Consider the following 17,421-nt stretch of genomic DNA (forward strand, 5'->3'; position numbering starts at 1 on the left):
TTAGAAATAATCGTGCCAAATTAAAATTGTTGTCCAATTATAAAGTGTGTCTCCCATCCATTTGGTCCTGCATTTGATCCCGGAATTGGATCAAACCCATATCCAAAGTCAATACCAAGTAATCCAAACTGAGGCATAAAGATCCTTATCCCCGCACCGGCCGACCTGTTCAAAAGGAACGGGTTATAATCCCTGAAATTGTCATACGTCGCACCTGCCTCCAAAAATGTAAGTGCATATATGGATGCCATAGGTTTCAATGTAATAGGAAATCTTAACTCCAGTGAATATTTGTTATAAAGAGTGGCCCCGTCATTGTTACTGGCCTGGCTTATAGTACTCCTGTCCATAGGAACAACCTGCTGGTTTGGATAACCCCTTAAAGCGATCACTTCCCTACCATCAAGGCTGAAGGCCCCAAGGCCGTCACCCCCAAGGAAGAATCTTTCAAATGGAGGGATCCCCCTGTCATTGTTGTATGCTCCAAGGAATCCAAATTCTGCATGGGTTCTTAGAACCAGGTTGCTGTTGCCTCCAAAGTTGTATAGGGTATTAAACCACGATCCTTTGAATTTTATCTTATAAAATTCCAGCCATTTGAATTTTTCCTGGTCTATTTTTCCCCTATCCCCTACAGGTTCATCGCCTGGTCTTAGACGCAAACCATCTGCGTTAAGAAGATTCCCGTCGGCATCTTCCAGCTGGAATTCCCTTTGTTGATCCAGGTTTGCATAATCTACCCCATTCCAAAGGGAATAAGGAGGGGTGAATTTCGCAGTAAGGCTAAAATTGGAACCGGTAGTTGGGAAGATAGGGTTGATCCCTTCACTGTTTCTTGTGATCCCAAGGGTGTATGTAAGGTTATTGGAAAAACCGTCCCCAAAGGTGAAAAGTCCCGTGTTGTAGTTATTAAGGTCATATCGCTGGAATCCTACTGCCTGTGAAAGGGTGAAGTAATCATCTGGCCATCTTAGTCTTTTTGCAAGGCCCACATTCACACCAAGAATATCAAAACTCCTTGATTTATCGGCTCTCCTTCTTCGTTGGTCAAAGAAGAATTGTCTTGTATAAGAAAATGAAGTGGAAAGACTCACCGGGCGTTGTCCTCCAAACCACGGCTCTACAAAATTCAAGCTGTAGGTCTGGTAGAAAATACTTGCCTGTGCTCTTAGGGATAAGGTTTGGCCGTCACCCATAGGTAATGGTTTATATGCTTCCTTATCAAATATTCCTGAAAGTGAGAAGTTGTTGAACGACAGTCCAAGGGTACCAATGAAACCACCTCCACCGTATCCACCCTGCAGCTCTATTTGGCTGGCACCGGCTTCCACAACAGAATATTGCATATCCAGGGTACCGCTGTTTGGATCAACGTTCTGGAAATCGGGAGAAATTTGTTCAGCATCAAAGAATCCAAGTTGTCCAACCTCCCTTAGAGTTCTAATAACGTTTTGCTGGCTGTATTTTTGCCCGGGTTTTGTTCTAAGCTCCCTGTAAATAACGTGGTCCTTGGTCTTATCATTACCTACCACGCTTATGTTATTGAAATAGGCTTCCTTGCCTTCCATGATCCTTATTTCAAAATCTATGGTATCGTTGTAAACACGGGTTTCTACCGGGTTGATCTGGGAGAAAAGGTACCCATTGTTCTTGTAGAGGTTAGCAAGATCGGCAGCATCGGGATCACTGGGATCTGCAATCCTTTCTTTTAGTAACACCCCGTTATAAATATCTCCTTTGGAGATCCCAAGGGCACGCCCTAATTGCTCATCTGTATAAACAGTATTACCAATGAATTCAATGTCACCTATGTAATACCTGTTCCCTTCTTCAAGGTTGATCCTTATTGCTATATTGTCATTATCCTTCCTTATGAGAGTATCACTAAGAATACGGGCGTCCCTGAAGCCCTTTTCTTTATATTTATTTATAAGGTTGGTTTTATCTTCCTCATAATCTGAAGCAATGAACTTGGAACGTTTCCAGAACCTAAAGAAATTCTTTTGTTTTGTATTTTTTAATGCACGTCTCAGGCGGGCATTACTAAGTTGTTCGTTCCCATTGAATTCTATGTTAGATATCTTAACCTTATCTCCCCTGTCTACATTCACCACCATATTAACTTTGTTGGCGCCGGTAGTGTCCACTGCAGGGCTGGTGCTTACAACTACCTTTGCATTGAGGTAGCCATCTTTTTTGTATTTGTTCTCGATATAATTCTTGGTAGTGGTGGTAAGGTTCTCTGTGACCTTAACCCCGGGCGTTAGATTATTTTCCTTTATAAGTTCTTCTGTTTGTCTCTTTTTGGAAATTCCCTGTATCCTTACCTCGGCAAGTTCAGGAACTTCTGTGATCTCCAACTCAAGATGTGCCACGTCGCCTTCTACATTGGTGATGTAAAAATTAATATCGCTAAACAGGTTGGAGTCCCAAAGTTTTTTAAGCACCTTACTAAGCCTGTCACCCGGTATAAAGATCTCTTCTCCTTTAGATAGCCCGGAGTAAGCGATGATAGTTTGTTCGTTATAACTTTCAGCTCCCGTAACGGTAATACTGCCAATTGTATATTTTTTCCCCTGTCCTAAAGGCAGGTCCTGTGCCTGGGTAGATATGTTGGATATTAAGCAAAAAGCCAAAAGGAAGATTATTCTTTTTGTCATTATTTGTGCACTAACTAATCTGTTCACTGGTTTTTCCAAATCTTCGTTCTCTGGTTTGATAATTAAAAATGGCTTCGTAAAGATCTTCCCTTCGAAAATCTGGCCATAAAATATTGGTAAAATATAATTCAGCGTAAGCTATTTGCCACAATAGAAAATTACTGATACGCTGCTCACCACTGGTGCGTATCAAAAGATCTACATCGGGTAGATTTTTGGTGTAAAGATGCTTATTAATAATTGATTCATCAATAGCCTCAGGCTTTAATTCATCATTTTTCACCAATTCACTCACATCTCTCACCATGTGCATGATTTCCTCACGGGAGCCGTAGCTAAGGGCCAGGGTGAGGGTCATATGGTTATTCTCTTTAGTTTTATCAATAACCTCCTTTAGCTCCTTTTGAGCTTTCTTTGGCAGGTTATCCAGGTTGCCAATGGCATTAAGTTTAATGTTGTTGCTGGATAGGGTTTTGATCTCCTTTTTAAGGGAATTTACCAGGAGACGCATGAGAGTGTCTACCTCCCGTTTTGGCCTGCTCCAGTTCTCTGTAGAGAATGCATAGAGGGTAAGGTTTTTTACGCCAATTTCTGCACAGCCTTCCACAACATCTCGCACGGCCTTTGTTCCCTCTTCATGTCCAAAAGCTCTTAAAAGCCCTTTTTGTTTGGCCCACCGTCCATTCCCATCCATGATAATGGAAATATGCTGGGGTAGCTTTTCAGTATTGATCTTTTCTTTGAACATTCTATTAAAAAGTATAGCAGGGCTTTCTTCCAAAGGTAAAGGTAAGGCTTAAGCCTGAAAATACGTACCAGTCTGAGGTGTTAACATTTCCAAACTCCCTGGGTGGATCCCTGCGTCCCAATAATTCCTGGGGGTTACTGCCGTCAATATTATCTGTAAATGTATATCTCGCGCCAACTTCAACCGCGGCAATAATTCTTTGAGATAAGGTTTGTTTATATCCAAATACCATGGGAATGGAAAATTCCCAGTTCTCTCCTTGTTGCACCAGGACTCCAGAGGCGGGGCGGTTTGCACTTAGCCGGTGGTGTTTGGAGTTGAAGTAAGTGATGCCGGTATAAAGATAGGGCGTGCTTTGTTCTTCCACTTCACTAAGGTCATAGGACCAAAAGTTGAATTCAAGTCCCAGGGAGGCTTCAGCTATAGAATTAGTAAAAGAATATCCCCTTTGTTGTCTCATTACTTGATTTGAATTTGCATCGTCAGCTTTTATTTCTGCATATAAAAGGCTAAATCTTAAGCTATGCCTGTTACTTCGGTTCCATTTTACAAGACCACCTGCAACCAGGCTGTTAGGCTTTACAAATAAGGTGCTGCCTACATCGCCAATATAATTTGCACCTCCTATAAAAGGGCCAACTTCAAATGTTTGTGCAGGAGCTGTTGTAAAGCAGGCAAACATAAAAATTAGTAAAAACCGGTGCCTCATATATTCTTAAAAGTTTGCAAATATAACAATTATGTTTGCCCCGCAATAATTTGAGGCTATTAGTATATGTTTATAAACAGCTTTTAGAAGGATTTATTGTTTAGTTCCTGCGGTCCTCACCCCATAATAATTTTTTACGCAGGGTTTTTAAAAAGCTATCCCTGTGAAGCTCCACCATGCTAATATTAAAAGGGGCTCTTTTTATAGTGATCCTGGTGTCGTTGCTTAGGGTAGCAAGTCTGGAATCCATTGAAACAAGGAAGAAATCTTCACGGCCTGAGACCTTAAGGGTGATCTTTGTACTGTCCTGTATTACCAGGGGGCGTGCATTGAGATTATGTGGGGCAATAGGTGTTATAACTAAAGCATTGGTGTTGGGCACTATCACAGGCCCCCCGCAACTTAAGGAATAGCCTGTAGAACCTGTAGGGGTGGAGATAATTAATCCATCTGCCCAATAGGAGGTAAGGCATTTGTCATCCAGCCAGGTCTCAACCGTTATCATCGAGGTGGTGTTCTTTCGGCTTACCGCAATTTCATTTAAGGCAAAATTATTCTCTCCAATCTCCGGGCTTTTAGGATCTGTTTCCAGGCAAAGTACTGTTCTTTCAGAAATGGAATAATCCTTTCGCAAAATTGTTGAGATCGTTTCTTCTATCTCCTCCTTTTGTATTGTAGCCAGAAATCCCAGTCTGCCTGTATTGATGCCAAGAATGGGGATCTTAAGATCCCTAATGAAATTTATAGATTTTAAAATTGTACCATCCCCTCCTATGCTAAAGAATAGATCATAACTGTTATCCAATTCTTCAAAGGTGCTAAAATGGCTGTATTCCCGGGTTACGGTTTTGTTTTCCTGTATGAGTGACAGGAACTCCTTTTCGATTACAACCTGGATATTTTCATTTTCCAAAGCAGTAAGAAGTTCCTGGATATACCTTCCGGAATCCTGGTGATAAAATTGACCGTAAATGCCTACTTTCATTTTTTAACTTGGTTTGGGTGTGGTGTTTCCCTTCGTTACATTTTAAGGTACTTGTCCAAATAATCTGACCTGTCTCTGAGATTTTCTCTAAAACTGTCTTCCTGATGATCTGAAACTATAGTGTAACCATACCTGCGGAAGGTTTGTAGGATCTCATTGAGGCCGGTAGTGCTTAATTTAAGTGTGATTTGAGTAAGGTCGTTCTCCTTGGAGGAAACAAACATTCCCAGCATAGCTGCATTATGGGATTCCACGATTTGGCCTACCTCGCTAAAGGAATATTCCCTTGCCCCTTTTTCCAGGACAAGTATGCCGCCGGGTTCATTAAGGAAAGGAGTTTCATTAAAGGAATTGATAATGTCATGTAATTCCAGGTACCCAAGATATTTATTCTCATGGCTTAGCACCGGCAGGATATTGGTTTGGTTTAAAGCAAAGGTTTGCAGGGTTTCCAGCCAGTGATCATCTTCCCTGGCAAAAAAGCCATCCAGGATATATTGGTAATCTGCCAGGGTTTTATCCCCTTCCAGGCAGCGAATATCTGTATCGCTTATACATCCCAGGTATACCCCGTCTTTCTCTACGGGAAGGTGAGAATAGGAGAGTTCATTAAATATGATTTGCAGGTCCCTTATTTTATTGTCCAGGTTACAAATTTCAATATCATTAAGGATGAAAGGTTCGATACTCATAATCGGGCAGCATTTAATTGCAAATTAATTAAAATTATATTCATTAAGGCATCCCCATCTTTGTATTTTTGTTAATTCAAACCCAAAACACAATGACGAAACTAAGCGTAAATATTAATAAAATAGCAACCCTTAGAAACGCACGGGGTGGGAATGTTCCAAACCTTCCTGATTTTACCAGGAATATAGAAAAGTTTGGCGCACAGGGAATAACTGTGCATCCCCGTCCAGATGAGCGGCATATAAGATATAGCGATGTAAGGGAACTTAAACCTATTATCACTACAGAGTTTAATATAGAAGGTAATCCTGTAACTAAGTTCATTGACCTGGTGCTGGAAGTAAAGCCAGAGCAGGTTACTCTGGTTCCGGATGCTGAAGATGCCATCACCTCCAATGCAGGATGGAATGCCAAAAAGCATAAGGATTTTTTAAAAGAAGTGATAGCTGAGTTCAATAATAACGGCATACGCACTTCCATTTTCCTTGATCCCGATTTGGCAATGGTGGACCACGCCCTGGATACCGGGTCCAACAGGATCGAACTTTATACCGAAGATTATGCGAAGGCATATGAAAAAGGGGATATGGAAGCGGTAAAGATCTATGCTCAATGTGCACAGGCTGCAACAGATGCCGGAATGGGTGTAAATGCCGGGCATGACCTTTCTCTTGACAATATAAGATACTTCAGGGAACAGGTGCCGGGCCTTCTGGAAGTTTCCATTGGGCATGCGCTTATTACCGAGTCCCTTTATCTTGGGTTGGAAACTACTATTCAGAAATATTTAAAACTATTGCAATAATGATAGATCTTCATTCAAGTATCATAGGGGAGGGCAAACCTTTTATAATTTTACATGGCTTCCTGGGAATGGGCGATAACTGGAAGACCCTTGGCAACCAATTTGCAGAGGACGGCTATGAGGTTCATTTGCTGGACCAGCGAAACCACGGGAGGAGCCCTCACATTGATGAAATGAATTATAGTAGTATGGCGCAGGATGTAGTAGCCTATTGTGAGAAGAGGAATTTGGAGAATATAGTCCTGCTGGGGCACTCTATGGGTGGTAAGGTTGCTATGCAGGTTGCCGGGGAGGCCCCATATTTGGTTGAAAAGTTGATCGTGGTAGATATAAGCCCACGCTATTATTCCCCTCATCACCAGCAAATCCTGGAAGGGCTTACGGCTCTTGATGAAGCTTCCCTTACATCCAGGGGTGAAGCCGAAGATTTTCTTTCCAAGTTTATAAAGGAAAAAGGGATTCGTCTTTTCCTGTTGAAAAATCTTTACTGGAAAACTAAAGAAAAACTGGCCCTTCGTCTTAATCTTGAGGTCCTGAAGGAAAATGTTGAGGAGGTGGGGAAAGCTCTGGGTTCCGGGATCAAATTTGATAAGGAAACCCTCTTTGTTAAAGGAGGAAAATCCAACTATATCACTGTAGATGATAAGCCTTTGATCGATCTTCATTTTCCTAATGTCCGGCTCGAAGAAATATCTGGAGCGGGACATTGGGTGCATGCCGAAAAACAGAAGGAATTCTACAATACTGTAAAACAATATTTGGATAATAAATAAAAATATTATGTATGCATAATATTTACCGTTTATAATTGCTAAATCTTTAATTTATGCTATTTTTGGGCAGTTCATTATCCAAAAGAAAATTTCAAATCCAAAATCTATTATGAAAAAATTATTTTTCCTAACGGTATTTACGTTAGCATCTGCTATTGTATATGCCGGTGGGTATCGTGTAAGTTTGCAGGGGCAGCGGGCCCTTGGTATGGGGCACACCGGGGTGGCTGTAATCAACAGTGCAGAGCTTGGCTTCTTTAACCCTTCCGGTCTTGTCTATCTTGAGAATAAATTAAATGTATCTGCAGGTGCAAGCGCTGTATTTTCTGATGTTGTGTATCAAAATGATGAATTTGGCAACATAGCCCGTACCGATAGTCCCGTTGGGACACCTTTTTACCTGTATGCTTCTTATAAACTTAATGACTGGCTTGCGGTAGGTCTAGCTGCCTATACTCCTTATGGAAGTGCGGTTTCCTGGGAGGATGACTGGGTAGGGTCACATCTAGTAAATAATATTGACCTGCAGGCTATATATGTGCAACCGTTGGTTTCTTTTAAACTGAATGATCACCTTAGTTTTGGTGGTGGGCCAATATATGTGACCGGTAGTGTAAACCTTAACCGTAACCTAAACCGAACTTTAACCGATATTGAGGGAAACAGATCCAATGTTACTGTGGACGCCAGTGGAGTTACGGCCTGGGGATGGTCTGCCAGTGCGACCTTCTCTCCAACAGATAATTTTAGGGTAGGATTTAACTACAGGTCTGAGATCATCATGGAAGCTGAGGGCGGGGAGGCTACTTTCTCCAATATTCCTAATTCCCCTCTTACTCCTTTCAGGAATACTACCTTCAATGCTGCCTTGCCTTTACCGGCAGAGGTGAGTTTTGGGCTTGCCTACCAGTTCAGTGAGAAATGGTTGTTTGCATTTGATGCCAACCAAACTCTTTGGAGTGTATACGATTCCCTTGACCTGCAATTTGCAGATCCTAATATTCCAGATTCAGAGAACGCCAGAAATTACAAGGATGCTTCTATTTACAGGTTTGGATTACAGTATGAAGCAAGTAATTTATTCACCTTAAGAGCAGGTTATTACTTTGATGAATCCCCGGTTCAGGATGGATATTTTGCACCAGAGACCCCTAGAAATGACTCTAATGGATTCACAGGTGGTCTTTCCTTAAACCTTAGTGACAAGCTATCTATAGATGCTGCATTTTTATATATAAGATTTGAAGAGGTTGAGGCATCCTATGACTATTATTTCGAGAATGGCCAGGCTGCCCCTTTTGCAGGAAGATATAAATCCAGTGCTTTCATCCCGGGGCTGGGAATTTCGTATAAATTATAATATTATAAACCAGTTTATAAAATGAAAAATTATTTAAAATTTTTACCGCTCCTGGCATTAGGTTTTGTTGCCTGTGAACCGGAACTTGAAAATCCCATAGATGAACCCGGCTTTTACTCCAGTGGGGAAGCAGATTTCACTAACTACGTGGCTTTAGGGAATTCCCTTACAGCCGGTTATGCAGATGGTGCTTTATATATAACAGGACAGGAAAACTCCTATCCTAACATTCTTGCACAGCAATTTGAAAAAGTGCAGCAAACAAATGAATTTACCCAGCCTTTAATGGCTGATAATGCCGGAGGTTTGCTGGCAGCAGGGACTCAAATTACGACAAACAGGAGAATCCTGGCTGTTGGTAGTAGTGGGAACCCATCCCCGGTGATCTATAACGTTGCTCCTACAACAGATATCACAAATGTACTTAGCGGCCCATTTGGGAATTTAGGTGCTCCCGGTGCCAAAAGTTATCATTTGGTGGCTCCCGGTTATGGGGACATTACAGGAGTGGCGGCAGGAACTGCCAACCCATATTTTGTAAGATTTGCCTCTTCTCCCCAGGCTACAGTGCTGGAAGATGCTCTGGCACAGGACCCAACTTTCTTTTCTCTTTGGATTGGGAATAACGATGTATTGGGCTATGCTACTTCCGGTGGAGTGGGAGAGGACCGTACAGGTAATATGGATCCAACATCCTATGGAAGTAACGATATTACAGATCCTAACGTATTTGCAGCGGTATATTCTCAAATGGTAACAGCTCTTACCGCCAACGGGGCAGAGGGTGTGTTGATCAATATTCCAGATGTTACAGCTGTTCCTTATTTTACTACTGTTCCAAATAATGCCCTTGCGCTGGATGCTGCAACCGCAGGTAACCTTACAGGATTTTTCCAGGCCGTTGCCGGCATTTTTACACAAGGTTTAATAGCTCAGGGCGTACCTGCTCCACAGGCACAGGCTCTTGCATCTCAATACGCGATCACCTTTAATGAAGGCCCTAACAGGTTTCTTATTGATGTTCCGGTTTCACAATCAAATCCTTTAGGTTTTCGCCAAATGACTGCAGAGGAAATGCTGGTACTAACTATAGACCAGGCCGCCCTGGCACAGGGGTATGGTTCTGTGAGGCTAACTCCAGAGGTGATGCAGGTGCTTGGAATATTACAACAGGGAGGCCAGCCTACCCAGGAACAGGCACAACTTGTTCTGGATGCCGTTGATGGAATTGATGACAAGGATGCTCTGGATATGGAAGAGATCGCAAATATTAAAGCAGCAACCACAGCTTATAATAATACGATAAGACAGGTGGCACAGGCAAATGGCCTTGCTCACGTTGATACCAACAGGCTGTTAACTCAAATGGCCAATGGTGGGATACCTTATGATGCAGGGGTGGTTACCTCTACCTTTGTTACAGGTGGTGCCTATTCCCTTGATGGGGTTCATCCAACCCCAAGAGGTTATGCGGTTATTGCAAATGAGATTATCGAGAATATAAATCAAACCTATAACGCCACCGTACCGCGGGTGAATGTTGGTAATTATCCTACGGTTACAATAAGTAACAATCCACAATAAGGAGCGATCTTATATAATATTATCTTAAAACTCTTAAGCGCCGGGAAATCCCGGCGCTTTTTTTTGCAATTTTGTTAAAGAAAATTTTTATGTAATATTTGAAAAGATGTAATCCCCGCAAATTGATTTGGATTATCCTATTTAAAAATAAATGATAGAATTATGAAACTACTTATACGTATACTTATGACTGCCCTGGTGGTTGTACTATTGGCTTATTTTTTACCCGGGGTGACTGTAGCCGGATATCTTACAGCGGTATTGGTGGCGGTGGTGCTGTCTATTCTGAACATTATCGTTAAACCAATACTCATCCTGTTTACCCTGCCGGTGACCATCATAACCTTTGGCCTGTTTCTATTGGTTATAAATGCGATAATTATTCTCCTGGTAGATGCGTTCATTAGTGGATTCAATGTTGACGGATTCTGGGTTGCGCTTATTTTCAGCCTGTTGCTGTCCATAATACAATCTGTGCTTTTTTCCCTTCTTGCAGAAGATTAGAATCCGGCTGAAATTCAGCTAATTGAAACTTTGCGTGCAAACAAAAAATACGTACTTTTGCACTCCAATTTTTATAACACGTTAAGATGAATATTACCAGAGAGAATATTGATGATTTGAATGCGATCGTTAAAGTAGATATCGCAAAAGAGGATTATAGCGGCAAAGTAGAAAAGATCCTAAAGGATTATCGCAAAAATGCCAATATTCCGGGATTTAGAAAAGGCCATGTTCCAATGGGGATGGTAAAGAAACAATACGGGAAAGCCGTGCTGGTAGACGAGGTGAACAAATTATTGCAGGATGCCCTCAATAAATATTTAACTGAAGAGAAATTGGATGTTCTGGGGAATCCTCTTCCTAAGGAGCAGGAGAATTTTGACTGGGACCAGGAGAACTATTCGTTTGAATTTGAACTTGGTCTTTCTCCACAGTTTGATGTAAATCTTGAAACAAAAGAACCAATTACACACTATAAGATCGTAGCTGGAGATGAGATGATCGAAAACCAGATCACCCACATACGTAAACAATATGGGAAACTTGTTTCCAAGGATGTTGTGGAGGAAGGTGATGTTGTTGCAGGTACTTTTAAAAATGAGGAGGAAGGAATTGAGAATGAAATTTCTTTGCCACTTGAAAACATTGACGGGAAAGAGCAAAGAGAAAAATTCCTCGGTGCTAAAGTAGGAGATACAATTACAATAAACACCAAAGGCCTTTTTGAGGATGACCACAAATTTCAGGATGTTTTAAAGGTAGATCACGATAAAGCCCATGGGCTGGATATTGAGGTTTCTTTTACAATTTCAGAAATCAACAAGCAGGAACTGGCTGAGCTGGACCAGGAGCTTTTTGATAAGTTATTCGGGAAGGATGAGGTAAAATCTGTAGAAGATCTTAAGGAAAAGATCAAGGAGGATGCAGCGAAGCAATTCAAGCAGCAAAGCGACCAGCAGTTGCTTAATGATGTAACTGAAGCGCTTATCGAAAACAATAAATTTGACCTTCCAAAGGAATTTCTTCAAAAGTGGATCCAAACAGTAGGTGAGAAGCCTTTAACTGAAGAAGAGGCAAAGGAAGAGTATGAAAAGAGTGAGCAGGGACTTCGCTTTCAGCTTATAGAAGGTAAACTTATTCGGGAAAACAACCTTGAAGTTAAATTTGAGGACCTTAAAGCTTTTGCTACAGACAGGATCAAGGAGCAAATGGCGCAATTTGGCCAGATGAACCCTTCAGAAAAAGAACTGGATGATATCGCTGCAAGAGTGCTTTCAAATCAGGATGAGGTAAAAAGGCTTTCAGAACAATTAATGAATGAAAAGCTGCTTGATTTTTACAAGGAGAACATCAAATTGGAAGAGAAAGAAGTGACTTATGAAGACTTTGTTAAAGAGATCTACAAGTAGACTTTCTTAAAATTTATACATATCTTTAAGGCGTTAACCAATAGGGGTAACGCCTTATTTACTTTAAAAACAGAGAATAGGAACGCTATGGATTACGGAAAAGAATTCGGGAAATATGCCACCAAGCATCACGGCATAAATAGCAATTATTACGATAAGATAATCACCAGTATGATCCCGGTAGGGATGACCCCTAATATTATTGAGGAAAGACAAATGAATGCTGTCGCGATGGATGTCTTTTCAAGATTGATGATGGACAGGATCATATTTTTAGGCACCCAGGTAAATGACCAGGTGGCGAATATTATACAGGCCCAAATGCTGTTCCTTGAGAGTACAGATGCTTCCAAGGATATTCAAATTTACATCAATTCTCCCGGGGGGAGTGTTTATGCGGGCCTTGGTATCTATGATACCATGCAGTTCATCAAGCCCGATGTGGCGACAATTTGTACGGGAATGGCAGCTTCTATGGGAGCAGTTCTTCTTTGTGCAGGTACCAAGGGGAAAAGAAGCGGGCTGCCGCACTCCAGGGTTATGATACACCAGCCAATGGGTGGCGCCCAGGGACAGGCCAGTGATATTGAAATCACTGCAAGGGAAATAATCTCCCTTAAAAAGGAGTTATATGATATTATCGCACACCATACAGGGCAGCCTTTTGAAAAGATCGAGGAGGATAGCGACAGGGATTTCTGGATGAAGGCAGACAGGGCGAAGGAATATGGTATGATTGATGAGGTGCTTAGCAGGGAAAGTTAATTGTCCTGCTTCCTGAGGAAAAGGGATAAAGAAGATTAAATAGAAGAGGTAAAAAGGGAGAACCTTCCTGGTTTTGATGAACCAAATTAGGTTTTTTTAGGTATAGGAATATCTTTGGATTTCCATTACTTTTTAGCCTCGAAATAATATGATTATGGCGAAAGATGATTTAGAATGTTCCTTCTGTGGAAGGAAAAAGCCTGAAACCAATTTATTGATTGCAGGTCTTGATGCGCATATATGTGATAAATGTATAGAACAGGCGCACGGCATAGTATTGGAGGAATCCAAGCAGGGGGAGGCAAAAGAACTCTCTGCAGACCTTATGCTAAGCAAGCCAAAGGCTATCAAAGCCTTTCTTGATGAATATATAATTGGACAGGAAAATACAAAGAAGGTCATGTCTGTGGCCGTTTACAATCACTATAAGAGACTACTGCAGCCTAAGAGTGATGATGATATAGAGATCCAGAAGAGTAATATTGTAATGGTTGGGGAAACCGGTACAGGTAAGACCCTTATGGCAAAGACCATTTCAAGAATGCTTAATGTGCCCCTGGCCATTGTTGATGCTACTGTTTTAACCGAGGCAGGTTATGTAGGTGAGGATGTAGAGGGTATTTTGACAAAATTATTGCAGGCGGCAGACTATAATGTGGATAAGGCCCAGCATGGGATCGTATTTATAGATGAGATAGATAAGATTGCCAGAAAGAGTGATAACCCATCTATTACCCGTGATGTTAGTGGAGAGGGAGTACAACAGGCCTTACTTAAGTTGCTTGAAGGAACTACTGTGAATGTGCCGCCAAAAGGAGGCAGGAAACACCCAGATCAAAAGTTTATCGAGGTAGATACAGAGAACATCCTGTTTATTGCTGGAGGGGCGTTCGATGGTATTGAGCGCAACATAAGCAAGAGGCTTAATATGCAGGCTGTAGGCTTTAGTGCTTCCAAGAGTGATGATAAAGTAGAGCGTACAAATTTATTACAGTATATAATTCCCAAGGATCTAAAGGATTACGGGTTGATACCCGAGATCATAGGGCGTTTACCTGCCCTTACCTATATGAATCCTCTGGACAGGGAAACTTTGAGAGCTATTCTTACCGAGCCCAAGAATGCTATCATCAAGCAATATCAAAAGCTTTTTGAAATGGATGATATTCATTTTGAGATAAAAGATGATGCACTTGATTATATCGTAGATCAGGCAATAGAATATAAACTTGGCGCAAGGGGCCTTCGTTCCTTATGTGAAGCCATTCTTACAGATGCCATGTTCGAAATGCCGGAAGGAGATGAGAAAAAGTTGATCGTGGACAGGGAGTATGCCGAGGATAAACTCAATAGATCTACCCTTAATAAACTGAAAGCAGTTTCCTAAAGAGTAATAAATCATAAATAAAAAAACCATCCTGAAGCGGATGGTTTTTTTGTTGATTGGACTTGTCCAATTTAAAAATTGTAAAAAATGTCATCTTGCCAATTTATAGGGTTGTTCTTTATATAATGAGAAATTTTGAAGAAAGGATTTTCATTCCGTAATAGGTGATCATGAGATCGCGAGTACCAGGCGAAATTTGAATCTCTAGACCGGGCCAGTGTTGTTATCCCAATTTTAATTCTGCAGTTAATAGATCCCAGATTTCGGGATTGCGGTTCAAATTTGTTTTTTGTTGGAGGACGGTTTGGTGATATTGGTGACGGTAGAGACGCAAAAAGATGTTCCCGGTTTTTAGTGCATATCGTAATGAAATTGGCAGCATTCCAACTATAGTCCCAATTCCTGAGGTGGCTGGAAGCAATACGATATAAATGATGTTATTCTATTTCGCTTTAATGGTTGTAATACGCCAAAAATAAAAAAAGAGCAAAACCTAAAGTCCTGCTCTTTTAAAATCTAATTGATTTATTCTAATCTAAACACTGCACCTCACACGCAGCTGCAGTGGCAAACCAAATGCTGCCGCTGTGATAATTCACCAGGGCTTTCCCCCCGCTTCTGTTACAAACATTTACAGCAGCCCGGCAATCTGCATTTATCGCAGTGTTGGCACTTTCAATAAGTGCCCCTGTTAATTCTGAATCTGGCTGGATGATCCAGACGTCATGCCATTTTTCTGTTTTATCCTTTGAAGGAAAATACCTAACACTATTAATAATTACTCCGTTGCTGAATTCCAGGTTAAATTTAAACCCACCATTGCTTAATTCAACTATATGAGTAAAAATAATATATTCATCACTTGCGGGATTCTTTACTAATATATCTGCTCCCGGGTGTCTGGTGGTTCTCTCCACTAATTCAAATTCCAGTTCATTGCTGTAATTAAAACTGTAATCAAGGTCACCGCCCAGGAATTTAGCGGTTTCAGCATCTTTGAAAAGGTAGGTATTGTTTTCAATTTCAAGTACGCCATTATGCTCCAGTTGAAGCTCTTTCTCCAAAGCACTTAATTGAGGCACTTCTTCGGGGTCTGCACTACAGGATACCAGGATACCTGTACATAGGAATAATCCTAAAAATTTTAAAGTAGGTTTCATCATTTGATTGGGGTTTGTGATTATTCAATAAATTTATTAAAATTTTGTTATAAATCAATAATAATTTATTAAAGAAGTACTCCTAGGAAAGATGTCATATAATTTCTGCTGCCCGACAATGAGAATCTAAGCCCACTTAAATTTAAAGCCAACGGGGGCGGGGATGATATTGCCCGCTGTATATAAAAAGAGGCTTCAGGATTAAAGACTAATGAAACTCTATAACTGCATATTTTTCGGAATTACTGCAGGATCAAAACTCCACAGGTAGGGGAGTAGAAGGTAAACCAGCAGGGTAATAATGAGGATGGATATAAGGTTCATCCATAATCCCGCTTTCATCATATCTGGGATGTGCAGGTGGCCAGAGCCAAATACCACCGCATTTGGAGGTGTGGCTACGGGCAGCATAAAGGCGCAGGAGGCCGCAAGTGTGGCACTTACCATAAGTGTAAAAGGATGAATTTGCAGGGCAAGGGCCATGGTGGCAAGGATGGGAAGCAACATAGCGGTGGTGGCCAAATTGGAAGTGACCTCTGTAAGGAAATTCACAGCGGCTACCAGGATAAGGATCAAAAGAAGCAAAGGCAGGTTTTGAAGATTGATCAATTGTTCCCCAATCCACACAGCCAGCCCGGTATCACCAAAAGCCTTTGCCAGGGCCATACCTCCCCCAAAAAGTAAAATGATTCCCCAGGGGATATTTACAGCCTCCTCCCAGGTTAACAGGTTTCTTCCGCCTGTACCTGCAGGGATAATAAATAGGCATACAGCCGCGATGATCGCAATTATAGTGTCATCTATAAATGGAATGACCGGCTGCAGCAAAAATGGACGGGTGATCCAAAAGAAGGCAGTTAGCACAAATACCCACAGCACCCTCTTTTCCTGTATTCCCATCCTGCCCAGATTGGTTTTTAGCCTTTCGATCTCCTCTTTTCCTCCCGGAAGGGTGCTTTTCCCAAATTTAAAGGCAACATTCACCAGGTATTTCCAGCAAATGAATAACATAAGAATGGAAACCGGCATTCCTAAAGTTGCCCATTGGAAAAAACTGATCTTTATTCCATACATTTCCTCTACTATCCCGGCAAACACAAGATTGGGCGGCGTGCCTATTAAGGTACCTATTCCCCCAATAGAAGCGCTGTAAGCAATGGCCAGCATAAGTGCTTTTCCAAACAGGCTGTTCTCATTCTCTACCGTAGCCGGATTGTCCTTTAGCTGGCTAATGATGGCTGTGCCAATAGGGAGCATCATAACAGAAGTGGCAGTATTGGAGATCCACATGGATAAAAATGCCGAGGCCAACATAAACCCAAGAATGATCATCTTAATATTACTACCAATAAAATAAATGATGGTAAGGGCGATCCTTCTATGCAGGTTCCATCTTTCTATAGCAACAGCCACCATAAACCCGCCCAGGTAGAGGAATACATATTTATGGCCATAGGCCGCTGTAGTGTTATCAATTGGTAAGGCTCCGGTTAGGGGAAAAAGCACTATTGGGAGTAATGCGGTTACGGCTATGGGAACAACCTCGGTGACCCACCAGAGGGCCATCCAAATGGTTACCCCCAGTACATCATAAGCAGCTTCAGGCAAAGTTTCCGGGGCTCCTGTAAGCTGCATTATTATAAAAATAACGGGGCCGCAAGCCAGGATAAATGCGCGCAGGATTGGGTTCATGCGAATGAAGTGCTTAAGATTTGCTGAAAGATATTAAATTTTCCCCTGTTGCTGGTGCTTATTTGTTCTCTTCCTTCAGCCGGAAAAGAAATTTCTCATCCTTTCCTTACCGAAAGAATTTGCTATATTTAGAAAGAGAGTATTGACTCCCAGGATATATAGCTGAAAGCCCTCTATATAAATTTAA

Annotated in this window: 15 protein-coding genes; 8 read left to right on the forward strand and 7 right to left on the reverse strand. The window is 41.5% G+C overall.

Annotation, left to right across the window (positions count from 1 at the left end; all coding sequences use genetic code 11):
* Positions 1-20 precede the first annotated feature (20 nt).
* The 5 genes from bamA to FHG64_RS12460 all read right to left on the reverse strand — a co-directional run bounded on the left by bamA (position 21) and on the right by FHG64_RS12460 (position 5,794).
* Positions 21-2,660 carry an outer membrane protein assembly factor BamA gene (gene bamA, locus FHG64_RS12440; RefSeq protein ID WP_139066708.1) on the reverse strand — a complete coding sequence of 880 codons (2,640 nt, stop codon included), beginning with the start codon at positions 2,658-2,660 and terminating at the stop codon, positions 21-23.
* Positions 2,661-2,670: 10 nt separating this feature from the next.
* A complete protein-coding gene (locus FHG64_RS12445) occupies positions 2,671-3,408 on the reverse strand; it encodes an isoprenyl transferase (protein ID WP_139066709.1) in 738 nt (245 codons plus the stop codon).
* Between the two features lie 4 nt (positions 3,409-3,412).
* On the reverse strand, positions 3,413-4,117 hold the full coding sequence (gene porG, locus FHG64_RS12450) for a type IX secretion system protein PorG (RefSeq protein WP_139066710.1): 705 nt from the start codon (positions 4,115-4,117) through the stop codon (positions 3,413-3,415).
* A 100-nt stretch (positions 4,118-4,217) separates the two neighbouring features.
* Positions 4,218-5,102, reverse strand: coding sequence for an NAD kinase (locus FHG64_RS12455; RefSeq protein WP_139066711.1), 885 nt, complete (start codon positions 5,100-5,102; stop codon positions 4,218-4,220).
* Positions 5,103-5,137: 35 nt separating this feature from the next.
* A complete protein-coding gene (locus tag FHG64_RS12460; RefSeq protein ID WP_139066712.1) occupies positions 5,138-5,794 on the reverse strand; it encodes a CBS domain-containing protein in 657 nt (218 codons plus the stop codon).
* A 92-nt stretch (positions 5,795-5,886) separates the two neighbouring features.
* On the opposite strand from FHG64_RS12460, the gene FHG64_RS12465 reads away from it, so the two are divergent.
* The 8 genes from FHG64_RS12465 to clpX all read left to right on the forward strand — a co-directional run bounded on the left by FHG64_RS12465 (position 5,887) and on the right by clpX (position 14,382).
* Entirely contained in the window at positions 5,887-6,600 is a 714-nt protein-coding gene (locus FHG64_RS12465; protein WP_139066713.1) for a pyridoxine 5'-phosphate synthase, read from the forward strand.
* Positions 6,600-7,373 (forward strand): alpha/beta fold hydrolase, encoded by a 774-nt coding sequence (locus FHG64_RS12470; RefSeq protein WP_139066714.1) that lies wholly within the window; start codon positions 6,600-6,602, stop codon positions 7,371-7,373. The genes FHG64_RS12465 and FHG64_RS12470 overlap by 1 nt, the downstream gene beginning before the upstream one ends.
* A 109-nt stretch (positions 7,374-7,482) precedes the next feature.
* Positions 7,483-8,733, forward strand: coding sequence for an OmpP1/FadL family transporter (locus FHG64_RS12475; protein ID WP_139066715.1), 1,251 nt, complete (start codon positions 7,483-7,485; stop codon positions 8,731-8,733).
* Positions 8,734-8,754: 21 nt separating this feature from the next.
* A complete protein-coding gene (locus FHG64_RS12480; protein WP_139066716.1) occupies positions 8,755-10,317 on the forward strand; it encodes an SGNH/GDSL hydrolase family protein in 1,563 nt (520 codons plus the stop codon).
* Between the two features lie 162 nt (positions 10,318-10,479).
* Positions 10,480-10,821, forward strand: a complete 342-nt coding sequence (locus tag FHG64_RS12485; RefSeq protein ID WP_139066717.1) for a phage holin family protein — start codon at positions 10,480-10,482, stop codon at positions 10,819-10,821.
* Between the two features lie 86 nt (positions 10,822-10,907).
* Positions 10,908-12,230 (forward strand): trigger factor, encoded by a 1,323-nt coding sequence (gene tig, locus FHG64_RS12490; RefSeq protein WP_139066718.1) that lies wholly within the window; start codon positions 10,908-10,910, stop codon positions 12,228-12,230.
* 87 nt (positions 12,231-12,317) lie between these two features.
* Entirely contained in the window at positions 12,318-12,995 is a 678-nt protein-coding gene (clpP, locus tag FHG64_RS12495) for an ATP-dependent Clp endopeptidase proteolytic subunit ClpP (protein WP_139066719.1), read from the forward strand.
* A gap of 154 nt (positions 12,996-13,149) precedes the next feature.
* Positions 13,150-14,382: an ATP-dependent Clp protease ATP-binding subunit ClpX gene (gene clpX / locus FHG64_RS12500; protein ID WP_139066720.1), complete on the forward strand. Its 1,233-nt coding sequence runs from the start codon at positions 13,150-13,152 to the stop codon at positions 14,380-14,382.
* 530 nt (positions 14,383-14,912) lie between these two features.
* Here clpX and FHG64_RS12510 read toward each other — a convergent pair.
* Together FHG64_RS12510 and FHG64_RS12515 are read right to left on the reverse strand one after the other, a co-directional pair.
* Positions 14,913-15,545: a hypothetical protein gene (locus tag FHG64_RS12510; RefSeq protein ID WP_139066721.1), complete on the reverse strand. Its 633-nt coding sequence runs from the start codon at positions 15,543-15,545 to the stop codon at positions 14,913-14,915.
* 216 nt (positions 15,546-15,761) lie between these two features.
* On the reverse strand, positions 15,762-17,234 hold the full coding sequence (locus FHG64_RS12515) for an SLC13 family permease (RefSeq protein ID WP_139066722.1): 1,473 nt from the start codon (positions 17,232-17,234) through the stop codon (positions 15,762-15,764).
* Between the last annotated feature and the right edge of the window lie 187 nt (positions 17,235-17,421).

The organism is Antarcticibacterium flavum (assembly GCF_006159205.1).
GTDB classification, from domain to species: domain Bacteria; phylum Bacteroidota; class Bacteroidia; order Flavobacteriales; family Flavobacteriaceae; genus Gillisia; species Gillisia flava.